This is a genomic window from Nocardiopsis sediminis, from assembly GCF_042650565.1.
Classification (GTDB): domain Bacteria; phylum Actinomycetota; class Actinomycetes; order Streptosporangiales; family Streptosporangiaceae; genus Nocardiopsis_B; species Nocardiopsis_B sediminis.
Genome location: NZ_JBHSBH010000008.1, coordinates 53,953 through 67,422 on the forward strand (window position 1 = coordinate 53,953; position 13,470 = coordinate 67,422).

The window sequence follows — 13,470 nt, forward strand, 5'->3', positions numbered from 1 at the left end:
CCGGGCCGGTGTTGGGACGCGCCCGGGCCGCGCGTGCGCCCGGGCGCCCCTGCGCACTAGTCGTGCGCGCCGAGCCCGCCGATCCGGCACACCATCGTCGTGACGAAGGGCTGGAAGCCCTCCTGCTCGAAGAAGCGGATGTCGTCGGAGCTGCTCGCCAGCGCGGTCAGCTCGATGTCGCGGATGCCCAGTGCGCCCACCTGCCGGCGCACCTCCTCCAGCAGGCCCGAGCCCACCCCGGCGCCGGTGTGCTCGCGGGGCACCGCGAGCGTCTGCACGACCGCGACCCGGTCGCCGCGGTCCCACGACCCGTGCTGGGTCTCGCGGACGGTCACCATGGCGTAGCCGACCGGCTCGCCGCGGCGCTCGGCCAGGACGGCGAAGGTGTCGGGGTCGTCGAGCCAGGCCCGGTACTGCGCCCTACGGCGGCGCCACGATTCCGCGCCGCCGACCGAGGTGATCACGTCCTCCAGGTGCGGGGCGACCGAGGTGTGCCGCTCGTGCAGCTCGGCCCACATGCCGGCCAGTTCGTCGAGTTCATGGGCGCCGAGGTAGCGGAAGCGCAGCACGTCCGAATGGGCGTGCGGGTTGGCCATCAACGAAGTTTCCATATTCTTCTCACCCGTTCCACCCGCGTCGGAACCGCCCACACCCATGGCGGTGTCGCCCAGTTCAAGGTATGAGCAGTGCTATTGACACTACGTGTCCGGTGCGTCGGCGCGCCGTGCGACACGGAGAAAAGACGTGTCAGCGACGCCATTCCGGAAACTTTTCCCGAAATTCGCACCGTCTCCGGCGGCGGCGCCCGCCCGGTCCCCGCGCGCCCGTACCCCCGGGCCGCGGCGGCGCCCCGCCTCCGGGCAGGATGGGGTGAAGGGTCGCGCCCATCCCCGCGCCCCGCCGAGACGGAGAGGATCACCCACGTGACGTCGAACCCCGAGCCCTCCCGACCCGCGGCCACCGACGGCGGGACCGGCCCCGGCCACATCACCGTCCTGGCGCCCGGAGGCGTGGGCGGCCTGCTCGCCGGGCTCCTCGCGCGCGACGGCCGCAGCGTGGACATCGTCGCCACCGAGCCCACCGCCGCCCGCATCGCCGAGGACGGCCTGCGCGTGGAGTCGGCCGTCCTCGGCGACTTCACCGTCTCCGTCGAGGCCGCCCCCACCGCCCGGCACACCGCCGACGTGCTCATCGTCGCCACCAAGGCCACCTCCCTGGAGCCCGCGCTCGACCGGGTCCCCGCCGATCGGCTCGCCGACGGCGCGCTCGTCGTGCCGCTGCTCAACGGGTTCGAGCACATCGACCTGCTCCGCGCCCGCTACCCGCGCGCCCACGTCCTGTCCTCCGCCATCTGGGTGGAGTCCACCCGCATCGCGCCCGGCCACATCCGCCAGACCGGCCCGTTCGCCGGCCTGCACATCGCCTACTCCGACGCCCCCGCCGGCCGCGTCGAGGACCTGGCCGCCGCGGTGCGCGCCACCGGCTTCCCCGTCGAGCTGCGCTTCGACGACGCCGCGCTCCTCTGGGGAAAGCTTCACTTCCTGCTGCCCACGGCGCTCGTGTGCACACATGCCGGACAGCCCGTGGGCGGCGTGCGCACCGATCGCCGTGACGACCTGCGCGGCGTCGCCGACGAGGTCGCCGCCGTGGCCGCCACCCGCGGGGTGGAGCTGGACAGCGACGACGTCATCGCCATCGTCGACGCGCTCCCGCCCGGCACCAAGCCGTCGATGCTGCGCGACCGCGAAGCCGGGCGCCCCATGGAGGTCGACGCCCTGGGCGGCGCCCTGCTGCGCGCCGGCCGCGCCGCCGCGGTCCCCACGCCGGTGACCGCCCGTCTGGTGGCCGATCTCGAGCGCATCGGGGCGGCCGGCTGACCCCGCCGCGCCGCGCCCGCCGGGAGCCGCTGCGGCGTGCAACGGATCACGTTGCGATGCGGGGTCCTGACGTGGTGTGGCGGTCCCGCGGCTCGCCTACATTGAGTTTCATGATCGATGTTCGGCGGTTGCAGCTGTTGCAGGCACTCGACCAGCACCACACGGTGGCCGGAACCGCAGAGGCACTGAACGTCACCCCGTCAGCGGTATCGCAGCAGCTCGCAGCCCTGACCAAGGAGACCGGGGTCGCCCTGGTCGAACGCAGCGGGCGCCGGTTCCTGCTCACCGGCGCGGCCCGGGTCCTCCTGGAGCACGCCGGGGTGATCTTCGCCGAGATGGAGCGCGCCCAGGCCGACCTCGCCCGCCACGCCGACGGCACCGTCGGCGTGGCCCGCGTGGGGTCGTTCTCCACCGGCATCGCCGACCTCGTCGCCCCCGCTGTCGCCCGGCTGCGCGGCTCCCACCCCGGCTGGCGGTTCGAGGTCGTGCAGTCGGAGCCCGAGGAGAGCACCGAGATGCTGCGCACCGGCGCCATCGACATCGCGATCACCATGTCCTCGGTGCACCTGCCGCCCAGCGGCACCAAGGAGTTCCGGGTCGACCCGATCATGGTGGAGCCGTTCGACGCCGTGCTGCCCTATGACCACCCGCTCGCGGCCTCCACCCACCTCGAGCTCGCCGCCGACCTCGCCGACTCCGACTGGATCATGTCGGGCCCCGGGTCGGCCTGGTACGACTGCGTCACCGCCGCCTGCAACCAGGCCGGGTTCCAGCCCCGCATCGTGCACACCGTCGATGAGTTCAGCGCGGTCTTCGCCCTGGTCCAGGCGGGGCTGGGGGTGGCCCTGATGCCGCGGCTGGGCTGGACCGGCCTGCCGTCGGCGGGCATCGTGGTCCGGTCGGTGCGCAACACTGCCCAGCGCCACATCCTGGCCGTCAGCCGGGCTGGCGGGCACCCCGAACCGCTGCTCGGCGCCGTGCGCGAGGCGGCCGGCAAGGTGCCGGTGCCCTCCGTGGGCCCGCTCATGGTCTCGGGCGGCGGCGCGGCCTGACCCCGCCCCGGGTGGGCCGACGCCGCCGCGCGCCGGGCCGCGGTCACGCCCCCGGGGCCGTCGGCTCCGGCGGGTCCAGCACTTCGGCGGCCGCCTCGGTCAGATAGCGGGCCAGCAGCGCGATCGGCCGCCACGCCCACCCCCCGGTGCGCCCCGCCAGGTAGACCCGCCGGATCCCGCCCAGCTCACCCAGCGGCGAGTGCACGACACCGCGCCGCGTGGCCGCCGCGAGCTTGGGCGTCACCCCCACCCCCATGCCCGCCGCCACCACCTGCTCGGCGACCTCCAGGTTGTCGATGCGGTGCCGGATCCGGGGCGCGAACCCGGCGCCCGCGCACATCCGCTGGACCAGCTCGTCCTCGTCGCTGCCGCGCGAGTTCGCGATCCACGACGCGTCGGCCAGCCCGCGCAGCCTGCGGCGCGTCATCGGCCGGCTGCTCGCCGGAGCGCCCGAGGGCTGCGACAGCAGCAGCGGCTCGCCGCCCACCGGGCGCAGGGTCAGCGCGCCGGGGAAGCGGCGCGGCACCAGGCTGTAGGTGTAGACCAGCCCCAGATCGGCGCCGCCCGATTGCAGCGCCTCCAGGGCCTCGTCGGGCTCGTGCTCGATGACCCGCACCTCGATCCCGGGGTAGCGGTCCTTCAGGCGGCGCAGAGCGGGCAGCACGATCACCGGCGCCACGCTGATGAAGGTCACCAGGTCCACCCGCCCCACGGGCTCGCCCTCGCCAGTCAGTTCGGCGCGCGCCGCATCGACGCGGGCCAGGATGTCCACCGCGTGCCCGGCCAGCCGGTGCCCGGCCGGGGTGAGCCGGACCCGGCGGCCGTCGGGCGCCAGCAGCGCGACCCCGGCCTCCTGCTCCAGTACGGCGAAGTGCTTGGAGACCGCCGAGGTGCCCATGCCCACGACGTCGGCCACCGCCGCCATCGTGCCCATCCGCTCCAGCTCCACCAGCAGCCGCAGGCGCGTGAGATCCATCCACCGAAACTACACGGTTCGTCCACCAATGGTCCGTGGACAGAAACAAACCTCCGGGGCTGCAATGGTCCCATGATCACCTCCCCGCACGGCCTGCTCCGCCGTGCCCTGAACCTGCCCGCCCCCCTCATGCTGCTCATCGGGATGTTCGCCCTGCACACCGGCAGCGCCCTGGCCGTCCGCGCGTTCGACGCCGTGGGGCCGGCCGGCGTCACCTGGCTGCGCCTCACGTGGGCCGCGCTGCTGCTCCTGGCCGTCGGCGGGCGCACGCTCGGACCGGCGATCCGCCGCGCCACCCCCCGCGACCTGGGGTCCGTCGTGATCCTGGGCACAGTCAGCGCGGGGATGATGGCCCTCTACTCCGAGGCGACGGCGCGCATCGACCTCGGCACCGCCACCGCACTGGAGTTCCTGGGCCCGCTGGCCGTGGCGGTGTTCGCCCTGCGCCGCCGCCGGGAGCTGGTCTGGATCGCCGCGGCCGCGGCGGGCGTCCTGCTGCTCACCCGCCCCTGGAGCGGTTCGGCCGACCTCGCCGGCGTGGGCCTGGGCCTGGCCGGAGCGGCCTGTGTCGCCCTCTACATCCTGCTCACCCAGCGGGTCGGCGGCAGCTTCGGAGCGGTGCACGGCCTGGGCCTGGCCCTGGCGGTCGCGGCCCTGGTCATGACGCCCTTCGGCGCGCCCCCCGTTGTGGCCGCCGCCGACGGCCGCATCCTGCTGACCACCCTCGCCATCGCCCTGCTCTACCCGCTGCTGCCCTTCCTGGTGGAGATGGTGGTGCTCCAGCGCATGAGCCGCACCGCCTACAGCACCTTCATCAGCCTGGAGCCCGCGATCAGCCTGGTCACGGGGGCGCTCATCATCGCCCAGACACCCCTGCCCGTCCAGGTCGCCGGGATGGCCCTCGTGGTGGTCGCGGGGATCGGAGCGGCACGCGGCGACACCGCGCCCCCGCCGCGCGACGAGGCGCGATCCGTCGCGGATCCGGAGCCGGAGGCCGCCCGGCGGCCGGAAGCGGCCACCGCGCAGCCGCGGAGCACACCGGAACCGGAATACGTCGGCTGACCCGGCGCGCGCAGCCCCAACGGCGCCGCTACCTCTCGCCGCGCCCGCCCCCGTACTTCTTGTGCACCGCCTGCTTGCTGATTCCGAGGATGGTGGCGATCTCCGACCAGGTGCAGCCCATCATGCGGGCGCGCCGCACCTGCACCGCCTGGAGGCGCTCGACCTCGGCGCGCAGCTCGACCGTCGCGTACAGGGCGGCGAGGGGCGCGTCTCCGCGCGCGGACTCCGCCAGTGGGGTGATGCGGTCCTCCTCCATAGGGAGAAACCTACGCGCTCACGGGCCGGGCGGCCACGCGCGGCCGGCGCCGCACCAGGGCTCCCGTGTCCGGCGGGGGTTCCGAGATCCACTAGGGTCGTTCGCAGACCCGGCCTCCCGCCCGTTGGGGCGACGGAGGAGCCCCCCGCCCGCACGGGCGGGGTTTCCGTTTCCCAGACCGCCGCCGCCCCGCCCCCCATGGGCCGCCGCGGGGCCCCATGCTAGGACCGGATGAGCGTGCAATCAGATCTCGACCTGCTCCGCGCCTATGAGCCCGTGCTCGCCTACACCCGCGGCGAACTCTTCTTCCCGGTCGACGTCGCGGCCTATATCGGTACGTGCAGCCTCTGGGTGGAGGACGGCGACGGCGGCGAGCGCGAGGTCGTGCCGGCCGGCGAACTCACCATCGACCGCCTGGCCCAGGCCGAGCACGAGTGGCCCGACCGCCACAAGCACCTGCGCTTCGTCCAGGAGTCGTCGCTGCGCGCCGAGGCCCGCCGCTTCAAGCGCTCCGCCCGCCCGGTCATCCGCAAGAGCGGGCGCCTGGCCGCCGTGGGCGTCCTGGGCCGCGTCGCCGACGTCCTGATGAAGCTCTCCCTGCTCATCCGCGGCGCGGTCCCCGGCGGTGTCGCCGCCGCGGCGGCCACCCGCTACCACGACCGGCTCGACAACGGCGGCGCCACCTACCACGGCCGGGTCATCCGCGAGGGCGGCTACATCGCGCTCCAGTACTGGTTCTTCTACGCGATGAACGACTGGCGTTCCACCTACGGCGGCGTCAACGACCACGAGGCCGACTGGGAGAAGGTCACCGTCTACCTCGTCGAGGACGAGGACGGCGGCACGCGGCCCGTGTGGGTGGGCGCCTCCTCGCACGAGTACCGCGGCGACGACCTGCGGCGCGGCTGGAACGACCCCGGCCTCTCCCGCGAGGGCGACCACCCGGTGATCTACGTCGGCGCCGGCTCCCACTCCCACCAGATGTTCGCCGGCGACTACCTCATCCAGGTCGACCCCGCCATCCTGCGCGGCGTGATCCGCTTCTGGCGCCGGCTCACCGAGCGGCTGTTCCGCAGCGACAGCGCCATCGTCCGCCACGGGATCGGCGTCCCCTTCGTCGACTACGCCCGCGGCGACGGCGTGCGGGTCGGGCCGGGCGGGGACCGCACCTGGACCGCCGTCGTCATCGACGACACCACCCCCTGGGTGCGCGGGTTCCGCGGGCTGTGGGGGCGCGATACCCGCGACTGGCTCGACGGCGAGCGCGCCCCCAGCGGCCCCCGCTACGAGCGCGACGGGTCGGTCCGCTGGTCCTGGGCCGACCCGCTGGCCTGGGTGGGGTTGCAGAAGGTCCCCGCGAGCGAGGCCGAGGCCCGCGCCGGGCTCGCCGAGCACGTGCGCACGCTGGAGGAGCAGATCGCCGAGGCCGACGAAGGGATCGTCACCGCCCGCGCCGACCTGCGCCGCCTGGCCTCGGCGCGCGTGGTCCTGGCCCGCGAGGCGCATTCCGGGCCGCGCGCCGACGAGTACGGCGAGCGCGTCGACAAGGCCGAAGCCGACCTGGGGGCGCTCTACGCCCAGCGGTCGCGGCTGATCGACGAGCGCGACGCCCACCAGGCCGCCCTTGAGGGCGAGGACTCCGTGCTGGCCGGCACCACCGACCACCTGCACTCCCCGCACCTGCCCTACGCCTCCGGGGCCAGCGGCCAGCGGCCGACCCGCTTCATGTACGTGTGGGCGACGCTGAGCACCCCGCTGCTCATCATCGCGCTGGGCGCGCTGGTGGTGCTGCGGCTCGGGTCGCTCACGATCCCGGCGATGGTCGGGGCGGTCCTGGTGTTCGCCATGATCGACGCCTTCGCGCGGCGCAAGCTGATGTCCTTCCTCACCGGATTCGCGATCTTCCTCCTGGTCGCGGGGGTGATCGCGGGGATCATCGCCGCGTTCGTCGCCAGCTGGCGGATCGCCCTGCTGGTGCCGCTGAGCGCCATCGTGGTGATCCTGCTCGTGGTCAACGTCCGCGACCTGCTGCGCCGCTGACGCCTCGGCCAGCGGGCGCACGGGGCCTACCATGGGGGCATGGAGGACCTCAGCCCCTACTGCCCGCGCTACAGCCACGCCGCCGCGTTCCTCGGGCGGCGGTGGATGTTCGCCGTGGTGCGGGCGCTGATGGCGGGCAGCCACCGCTACACCGATATCCGGGCCGGCGTGCCCGGGGTGACCGACCGGATCCTCACCGAGCGCCTGCGCGACCTCGAGGCCGAGGGGATCGTCCGCCGCGACGTGCGCTCCACCTCCCCGGTGCGTGTCGAGTACCGGCTGACCGACAAGGGGCGGGCGATGACCGTCGTGGTCACCGCGCTCCAGGACTGGGCCGACGCGTGGGTGGACCTCCCGTGCGCGGAGCCCGGCCCGGCGCGGCCGGCCTCCGGCGCCGCGGCCCGCGGCTGAGGCCCGCCCCGGCCGTGTGCCCCCGTACCGGCCGCTTCCCGGCATGACGGCGGCCCGCTCCGATCACGGGGCGGGCCGCCGTCGCACGTCCGGACCGCCCAGGGACGGCTCAAGGACGGCTCAGGCGCCGTCGAGCGCCGGGTAGTCGGTGTAGCCCCGGTGGTCGCCCCCGTAGAAGGTCGCCCGGTCGGCCTCGTTGAACGGGCCGCCCTCCCGCAGCCGCCGCGGCAGGTCGGGGTTGGCCAGGAACAGGGAGCCGAAGGCCACGGCGTCGGCCAGGCCCTCGCCGAGCACGTCGAGGGAGTCCGGGCCCGCCGCGCTGGGGAACTCCGCGTGCGGGTTGAGGATGAGCGGGCCGTTCCACGCCTCGCGCACCAGGCGGGTGAGGTCGCGCCGCCCCGTCTCCATCACGTGCAGGTAGGCCAGCTCGCGGGGCAGCCGCGCCACGAGGTCGGCGTAGAGCGCCTCCGGATCCGCCTCGGTGAGGCCGACGAGGGGGTGGGCGGGCGAGATCCGCAGCCCCAGCCGCCGCGGCCCGATGGAGTCGGCGACCGCGGCGGTCACCTCGGCTGCGAAGCGGGTGCGCCCCTCGATGGACCCGCCGAAGCGGTCGGTGCGCAGGTTCACATTGTCGGACAGGAACTGGTGGATGAGGTAGCCGTTGGCGCCGTGCAGCTCCACCCCGTCGAACCCGGCGGCGATCGCGTTGCGGGCTGCGGCGGCGAAATCGGCGATGGTCTGCTCGACCTCGGCGGTGGTCAGCTCGCGCGGGACCACGCTGTCCTTGGGGCCCTCGGCGGTGAAGGTCGTGGCGTCGGCCTTGACCGGTGAGGGGGCGACGGGGACGAGGCCGTCGGGCAGCAGGTCGGGGTGGCCGATCCGGCCGGAGTGCATGAGCTGGGCGACGATCGCGCCGCCCTCGGCGTGCACCTTCTCGGTGACCACGCGCCACGCCTCGACCTGGGCGTCGCTGTGCAGGCCGGGGGTGGAGATGTAGCCCTGGCCGCCGGCGCTGGGCTGGACCGCCTCGCTGATGATGAGCCCGGCCGACGCGCGCTGCGCGTAGTAGGTCGCGGTGAGGTCGGTGGGGGCGTTGCCCTCGCCGGCGCGGCTGCGCGTCATGGGCGCCATCACGATGCGGTTGTTCAGCGTGAGGTCGCCGAGGCGCACCGGCTCGAACGCGATCGACATGCGGGGTCTCCTTCATGAGGGACGGGGGCGCGGCGAAACCACGCTTGTTAAAAAGAAGTTGCTTGCAAAAAGTTAGTCTCTCTCGCGGATGTGTCAACGCAGCGGGGGTGTGGCGTTCGCCCGGTCCTCCCGCGCGGCGCTCGCGGCCGGCCTGCGGGGGAGCGGCGGGGCGGGGGAGGGGCGCCCGCCGGGGCGCCGCTGAACTGGGCGGACGTAGGGGCGGGAATCGGTTGTCTTCGCAAGCGGCCATATTTTCCCGACCATCAGGAGAGTTCGCTGTGGAGCGCGCCAGGGGTATCAATAGGGCTCCACTCCGTCGACCGACAGGAGCCCGCCCCATGCCCGAGCCCGGACGCGCACGCCGCCCCTCCCGCGCGGGAACCGCGCCGCCGACCCGGCCGTCGTCGCCACGCCGGTCCGTCGCCGCGCCCACGACCGCCCTGGACGCGGCACCGCCGACGGCGCCCACCATGGGGGAGGAAGAGGAGTTCTTCGTCATCGACCCCGTGACGCGCCTGGCGAGCGCGCGTGCCCCCGAGATCCTCGCGGCGGCGCAACGATCCGATGACCCGACCCCGCGCACCGAGGCCCACCTGTGCGGCGAGATCACCCGCTACCAGCTGGAGGCCGCCAGCCCCGTCTGCCGGACCGCCGGCGAGCTGCGCGACCACCTCACCGCGGCGCGCACCGCCCTGTGCGAGGCGGCGGCGGCACGCGGCCTGGCCGTCGCCGCCGCCGGGACCGCGGTGCTCGGCGACGTCGGCGGCGCCCCGCTCACCGCCGGGGCGCGCTACCGCAACATCGCGCACACCTTCGGCGCCCTTCGCGACGCCCACACCGTGTGCGGCTGCCACGTGCACGTGGGCGTGGCCGACCCCCGCGCCGCCATCGAGGTCGGCAACCACCTGCGGCCCTGGCTGCCGTCGCTGCTGGCGCTGACCGCGAACTCCCCGTTCCGGCGGGGGCGCGACACCGGCCACGCCAGCTGGCGGGCGGTGACCTGGGCGCGGCTGCCCTCGGCCGGGCCCCCGCCCTGGCTGGGTTCGCTCGCCGACCAGGAGCAGGCGGTGCAGGAGCTGATGCTCTCGGGGGCCATCCTGGACCGGCGGATGGTCTACTGGGACGTCCGGACCTCCGCCCACCTGCCCACGGTGGAGATCCGCGTGGGCGACGTCGCCGCCACCGTCGAGGAGGCGCTGCTGTCGGCCCTGGTGGTGCGGGGGCTGGTCGCCACCGCGCTCCTGGCGGTCGGTGCCGGCGAGCCCGCGCCCGCCCCCTCCGACGGGGTGCTGCGGCTGGCCATGTGGCGCGCGGCCCGCGACGGCCTCGAAGGGCTCACCCTCGACCCCATCGCCCGCGAACTCGTCCCCGCCCGCCGGCAGGTCGAGCGGATGCTGCACGCCGCCTCACCCGGGCTGCGGATGTGCGGCGACGAGGAGACCGCCCACACCCTGCTGGCCCGCCTCCTGGGATTGGGATCGGGCGCCCACCGCCAGCGCACCGCCTACGCGCGCCGCGGGCGGGTCGCCGACGTGGTGGACCTCCTCATCCGCCAGACCCGCTACGGCCTGGAGGCGGCCGCCGAGAGCCGCTGACCGCCCGGCCCGGGCCCGCCCCGGCGGGTCCCGGACCGGTGGGGACCGGGGCGGTGGGTCCGGACCGGTGGGGGCCGGGCGGGTGCGGGCGGAGGGTCGGGGCGGCCCGGCTCAGGCCCGGGTCAGCCCAGGCCCGAGGCGCGGATGGTGATGTTGAGGCGGCCCGCGGGCAGGCCGATGCCGCCGGGACCGGTGCCCGGGCGGGTCCGCGGGACGCCGTGGTAGGCGCGGCGCGACGGCCCGCCGAAGACGAACAGGTCGCCGCTGCGCAGCTCCACGTCGGTGTAGGGCCGGGTCCGGGTCTCGGTGTTGCCGAACCGGAACACGCAGGTGTCGCCCAGGCTCAGCGACACCACCGGGAAATCGACGCGCTCGTCGCTGTCCCGGTGCATGCCCATCTTGGCGTCGGCGTCGTAGAAGTTGACCAGCGCCACGTCATAGCCGGGAGCACCGTCCGGGGGCGGCGCCCCGTAGGCGGCCTCGACCCCGCGGCGGGCAAGGTCCCCGAGGTCGGGCGGGAAAGGCGTGACCGGCGTGCCGTCGGGCAGGGTGGCGGTGTAGCGATACGGAGCCCAGTGGAGCCCCAGACTGACCATCGAAACGCTCATCACCCCGCCACGCGGCATCCGGTGCCGCCGCATCCCGGCCGGCCCCGCCGCCCACCCCCGGCACCGCCCGACCAGCTCCCGCTGGGTATCGGCGTCCAGCCACCCCGGCACATGAACGGCCCCGGGCGCGACCTCCACGGGCTGCGCCGGGAACAGCGGTTCACTCATTCCCCCAGTGTCCCTGCGCGGCCCTGCCTGCGCACGTAACGTACTGGTGCAGGCAGGATGGCAGGATCGTGCTGCTCACAGTCTTCCGTAAGACGAAGCAACATGATCAACGGCAGATCGACAGAGCGGTCCGGGCGCAGAAGACCTGTGCCAGCGAGCATGATGGGCCGGTTGTTGAGCGCTACGAAAGGCGGGTGTGATGGCCGGGTACCACACGCGTTGGGTTCGTCCCGATCCACTGCTTGAGGACCCGGAGCGGATCGCGATCCGGGAGGCCCTGGCCTTCGGTAAAGCACTGTATGACGGGCAACTGGCTCTGGGACTCTCCGTTGAGGAGTTGGCTGAGCGGGCGGCGATGAGCGCCGACGAAATCGAGTGCATCGAGGAGGGCGGCACTGCCCCGACCGTCGCCCTGCTGCGCCGACTGGCGGCCGCGCTCAACGCGGATGTTCATTTGAAGGCCGGGCATGACATCGACTCGGTCTGGTTCGAGCCGCACGCCGCCTGACCCATCTGGGGAACGCAGGGGTGGGGGAGATGCCCCAGATCGCCCTCCCATCTGGCAGTACAGCGAGCCAGGGCGGCCGTAGACGAAGCGCTGGAACACTTGGAGAATCCGGCCCGGATCCCGGGAACACCCCGTGAAGCAGCACGGTCCACGTGCGCCCTTCGATGAATTGGCCTCCGCCTTCGAGTGGTGGAAGGACGCCGGGAGGCCGGACCATACCCGATTCGGCCTCACCGTGAATCCGGTCGGCCAATTCGCGTGGCTGGACGGCCCGGACCGGCCAGTGGGGTAGTACGCGTCGAACCACGCCGCGCTGGGGGCCGGGGGACATGGCCCTCCGACGGGCGGCACCTCGACCCGCGGCGCGCGGTGGCTCGGGTGTGCCGTGGGGTGGGGCGGCGGGGGGCTAGGCTGGTGGCGTAGGGGTTCGTCACGGATGCGGGGAGGTGGGGCCGACATGAGCCAACCTCCCAGTACCACCTAGCCGCACGACGGGTTCCGTCGTGCGTGCACTCCGGTCGCCATCCGCAACGAGCCCGCCCAGGGGTGTCCCATGTCGCAACGCCGTCCGCTGTTCTGGCTGCCCGGATTCCGTATGAGCCAGGAGAGCCGCCGTTCCACCGGCCATCCCGCCCCGGAGTTCTCCATGGACCCCCGCGCCGACCCCGGCCGCACGCCGCCGATCCACGAAAGCGTGATCGACGCCGCGATCTACGTCGACGGGCACCGCCAGGAGGCCCCCGCCGACCTCGGCAACCTCGTCGAGCTGCACCGCCACACGCCCCGGACCGAGGGCGCCATGGCCTGGATCGGGATGCTGCGGCCCACCAGCGACCAGCTCATCGCCGCCGCCGAGGAGTTCGGCCTGCACGAGCTGGCGGTGGAGGACGCGATCGTCGCCCACCAGCGGCCCAAGATCGAGCGCTACGACGACGGCCTCTTCGTGGTCCTCAGAGCAGCCCGGTACCTCGACGCCGCCGAGCAGGTCGAGTTCGGCGAGATCCACATCTTCGCCGGCCCGCACTTCCTGCTGACCGTCCGCCACAGCGACGCCCCCGACCTGGCCGCGGTCCGCCGGCGCCTCGAAGCCGACCCCGAACTGCTCGCGCACGGCCCCATCGCCGTCCTCTACGGCATCCTCGACGCGGTCGTCGACGGCTACGCCCCCGTCGTCGCCGGATTGCAGAACGACATCGACGAGATCGAGACCGAGGTCTTCGAAGGCGACCCCAAGGTGTCGCGGCGCATATACGAGCTGTCGCGCGAGGTGATCGGGTTCCAGCGCGCCGCCCACCCCCTGCTGGAGGTGCTGCGCTCCCTCATCGACGGCCTGTCCGACGACAGCGCCCACGCCGAGCTGCGCCGCTACCTACGCGACGTCGCCGACCACGCCACCACCGCGGCCGAGCGCGCCGACGCCTTCCGGCAGATGCTCCAGGACATCCTGGCGGTCAACGCCACCCTGGTCTCCCAGCAGCAGAACGAGGAGATGCGCCACCTCACCGAGGCCAGCTACCGGCAGGGCGAGGTCACCAAGCAGATCTCGGCCTGGGCCGCCATCCTCTTCGCCCCCACCCTCATCGCCGGCATCTACGGGATGAACTTCGACCACATGCCCGAGCTCCACTGGGCCCTGGGCTACCCCTTCGCCCTGAGCCTGATGGCCGTCGGCTGTGTCGGGCTCTACCTGCTCTTCAAACGCAGCAACTGGATGTAGCCGGGCCGG

The 13,470-nt window shown here is 73.9% G+C and carries 13 protein-coding genes; 8 read left to right on the forward strand and 5 right to left on the reverse strand.

Features of this window, described 5'->3' with window-relative positions; all coding sequences use genetic code 11:
- Positions 1–56 precede the first annotated feature (56 nt).
- Positions 57–596, reverse strand: coding sequence for a GNAT family N-acetyltransferase (locus tag ACFOVU_RS12095; protein ID WP_378532926.1), 540 nt, complete (start codon positions 594–596; stop codon positions 57–59).
- Positions 597–923: 327 nt separating this feature from the next.
- Here ACFOVU_RS12095 and ACFOVU_RS12100 point away from each other — a divergent pair, with 327 nt between their 5' ends.
- The gene (locus ACFOVU_RS12100; RefSeq protein WP_378532929.1) at positions 924–1,877 is read left to right on the forward strand and encodes a ketopantoate reductase family protein; all 954 of its coding nucleotides are present in this window, start codon (positions 924–926) and stop codon (positions 1,875–1,877) included.
- A gap of 110 nt (positions 1,878–1,987) precedes the next feature.
- Positions 1,988–2,929 (forward strand): LysR family transcriptional regulator, encoded by a 942-nt coding sequence (locus ACFOVU_RS12105; RefSeq protein ID WP_378532931.1) that lies wholly within the window; start codon positions 1,988–1,990, stop codon positions 2,927–2,929.
- A gap of 43 nt (positions 2,930–2,972) precedes the next feature.
- Here the strand turns inward: ACFOVU_RS12105 and ACFOVU_RS12110 are convergent, their stop codons facing one another.
- Entirely contained in the window at positions 2,973–3,905 is a 933-nt protein-coding gene (locus ACFOVU_RS12110) for a LysR family transcriptional regulator (RefSeq protein WP_378532933.1), read from the reverse strand.
- A 72-nt stretch (positions 3,906–3,977) separates the two neighbouring features.
- Between ACFOVU_RS12110 and ACFOVU_RS12115 the strand changes: the two genes are divergently transcribed.
- The gene (locus ACFOVU_RS12115; protein WP_378532935.1) at positions 3,978–4,967 is read left to right on the forward strand and encodes an EamA family transporter; all 990 of its coding nucleotides are present in this window, start codon (positions 3,978–3,980) and stop codon (positions 4,965–4,967) included.
- A gap of 28 nt (positions 4,968–4,995) precedes the next feature.
- Here the strand turns inward: ACFOVU_RS12115 and ACFOVU_RS12120 are convergent, their stop codons facing one another.
- Positions 4,996–5,223, reverse strand: a complete 228-nt coding sequence (locus ACFOVU_RS12120; RefSeq protein ID WP_378532936.1) for a hypothetical protein — start codon at positions 5,221–5,223, stop codon at positions 4,996–4,998.
- Between the two features lie 231 nt (positions 5,224–5,454).
- Here ACFOVU_RS12120 and ACFOVU_RS12125 point away from each other — a divergent pair, with 231 nt between their 5' ends.
- Both ACFOVU_RS12125 and ACFOVU_RS12130 read left to right on the forward strand, forming a co-directional pair.
- Entirely contained in the window at positions 5,455–7,263 is a 1,809-nt protein-coding gene (locus tag ACFOVU_RS12125) for a hypothetical protein (protein ID WP_378532938.1), read from the forward strand.
- A gap of 39 nt (positions 7,264–7,302) precedes the next feature.
- On the forward strand, positions 7,303–7,674 hold the full coding sequence (locus tag ACFOVU_RS12130) for a winged helix-turn-helix transcriptional regulator (RefSeq protein ID WP_378532940.1): 372 nt from the start codon (positions 7,303–7,305) through the stop codon (positions 7,672–7,674).
- Positions 7,675–7,794: 120 nt separating this feature from the next.
- Here ACFOVU_RS12130 and ACFOVU_RS12135 read toward each other — a convergent pair whose 3' ends face one another.
- On the reverse strand, positions 7,795–8,865 hold the full coding sequence (locus ACFOVU_RS12135) for an alkene reductase (protein WP_378532941.1): 1,071 nt from the start codon (positions 8,863–8,865) through the stop codon (positions 7,795–7,797).
- Between the two features lie 338 nt (positions 8,866–9,203).
- Here ACFOVU_RS12135 and ACFOVU_RS12140 point away from each other — a divergent pair, with 338 nt between their 5' ends.
- On the forward strand, positions 9,204–10,460 hold the full coding sequence (locus tag ACFOVU_RS12140; protein WP_378532943.1) for a carboxylate-amine ligase: 1,257 nt from the start codon (positions 9,204–9,206) through the stop codon (positions 10,458–10,460).
- A 122-nt stretch (positions 10,461–10,582) separates the two neighbouring features.
- On the opposite strand, the gene ACFOVU_RS12145 is transcribed toward ACFOVU_RS12140, so the two are convergent.
- Positions 10,583–11,236, reverse strand: a complete 654-nt coding sequence (locus ACFOVU_RS12145) for an alpha-ketoglutarate-dependent dioxygenase AlkB family protein (protein ID WP_378532945.1) — start codon at positions 11,234–11,236, stop codon at positions 10,583–10,585.
- A 199-nt stretch (positions 11,237–11,435) separates the two neighbouring features.
- On the opposite strand from ACFOVU_RS12145, the gene ACFOVU_RS12150 reads away from it, so the two are divergent.
- Together ACFOVU_RS12150 and corA are read left to right on the forward strand one after the other, a co-directional pair.
- On the forward strand, positions 11,436–11,744 hold the full coding sequence (locus tag ACFOVU_RS12150) for a helix-turn-helix domain-containing protein (protein WP_378532947.1): 309 nt from the start codon (positions 11,436–11,438) through the stop codon (positions 11,742–11,744).
- Positions 11,745–12,297: 553 nt separating this feature from the next.
- Positions 12,298–13,461, forward strand: a complete 1,164-nt coding sequence (gene corA / locus ACFOVU_RS12155; RefSeq protein ID WP_378532949.1) for a magnesium/cobalt transporter CorA — start codon at positions 12,298–12,300, stop codon at positions 13,459–13,461.
- The last annotated feature ends 9 nt before the right edge of the window (positions 13,462–13,470 follow it).

Excerpts from the sequence above, each read along its gene's own strand:
- ACFOVU_RS12095 (WP_378532926.1), bottom strand. The coding sequence starts at position 596 with ATGGCCAACCCGCACGCCCATTCGGACGTGCTGCGCTTCCGCTACCTC.
- ACFOVU_RS12105 (WP_378532931.1), top strand. The coding sequence starts at position 1,988 with ATGATCGATGTTCGGCGGTTGCAGCTGTTGCAGGCACTCGACCAGCAC.
- ACFOVU_RS12110 (WP_378532933.1), bottom strand. The coding sequence starts at position 3,905 with ATGGATCTCACGCGCCTGCGGCTGCTGGTGGAGCTGGAGCGGATGGGC.
- ACFOVU_RS12115 (WP_378532935.1), top strand. The coding sequence starts at position 3,978 with ATGATCACCTCCCCGCACGGCCTGCTCCGCCGTGCCCTGAACCTGCCC.
- ACFOVU_RS12120 (WP_378532936.1), bottom strand. The coding sequence starts at position 5,223 with ATGGAGGAGGACCGCATCACCCCACTGGCGGAGTCCGCGCGCGGAGAC.
- ACFOVU_RS12125 (WP_378532938.1), top strand. The coding sequence starts at position 5,455 with ATGAGCGTGCAATCAGATCTCGACCTGCTCCGCGCCTATGAGCCCGTG.
- ACFOVU_RS12130 (WP_378532940.1), top strand. The coding sequence starts at position 7,303 with ATGGAGGACCTCAGCCCCTACTGCCCGCGCTACAGCCACGCCGCCGCG.
- ACFOVU_RS12135 (WP_378532941.1), bottom strand. The coding sequence starts at position 8,865 with ATGTCGATCGCGTTCGAGCCGGTGCGCCTCGGCGACCTCACGCTGAAC.
- ACFOVU_RS12140 (WP_378532943.1), top strand. The coding sequence starts at position 9,204 with ATGCCCGAGCCCGGACGCGCACGCCGCCCCTCCCGCGCGGGAACCGCG.
- ACFOVU_RS12145 (WP_378532945.1), bottom strand. The coding sequence starts at position 11,236 with ATGAGTGAACCGCTGTTCCCGGCGCAGCCCGTGGAGGTCGCGCCCGGG.
- ACFOVU_RS12150 (WP_378532947.1), top strand. The coding sequence starts at position 11,436 with ATGGCCGGGTACCACACGCGTTGGGTTCGTCCCGATCCACTGCTTGAG.
- corA (WP_378532949.1), top strand. The coding sequence starts at position 12,298 with ATGTCGCAACGCCGTCCGCTGTTCTGGCTGCCCGGATTCCGTATGAGC.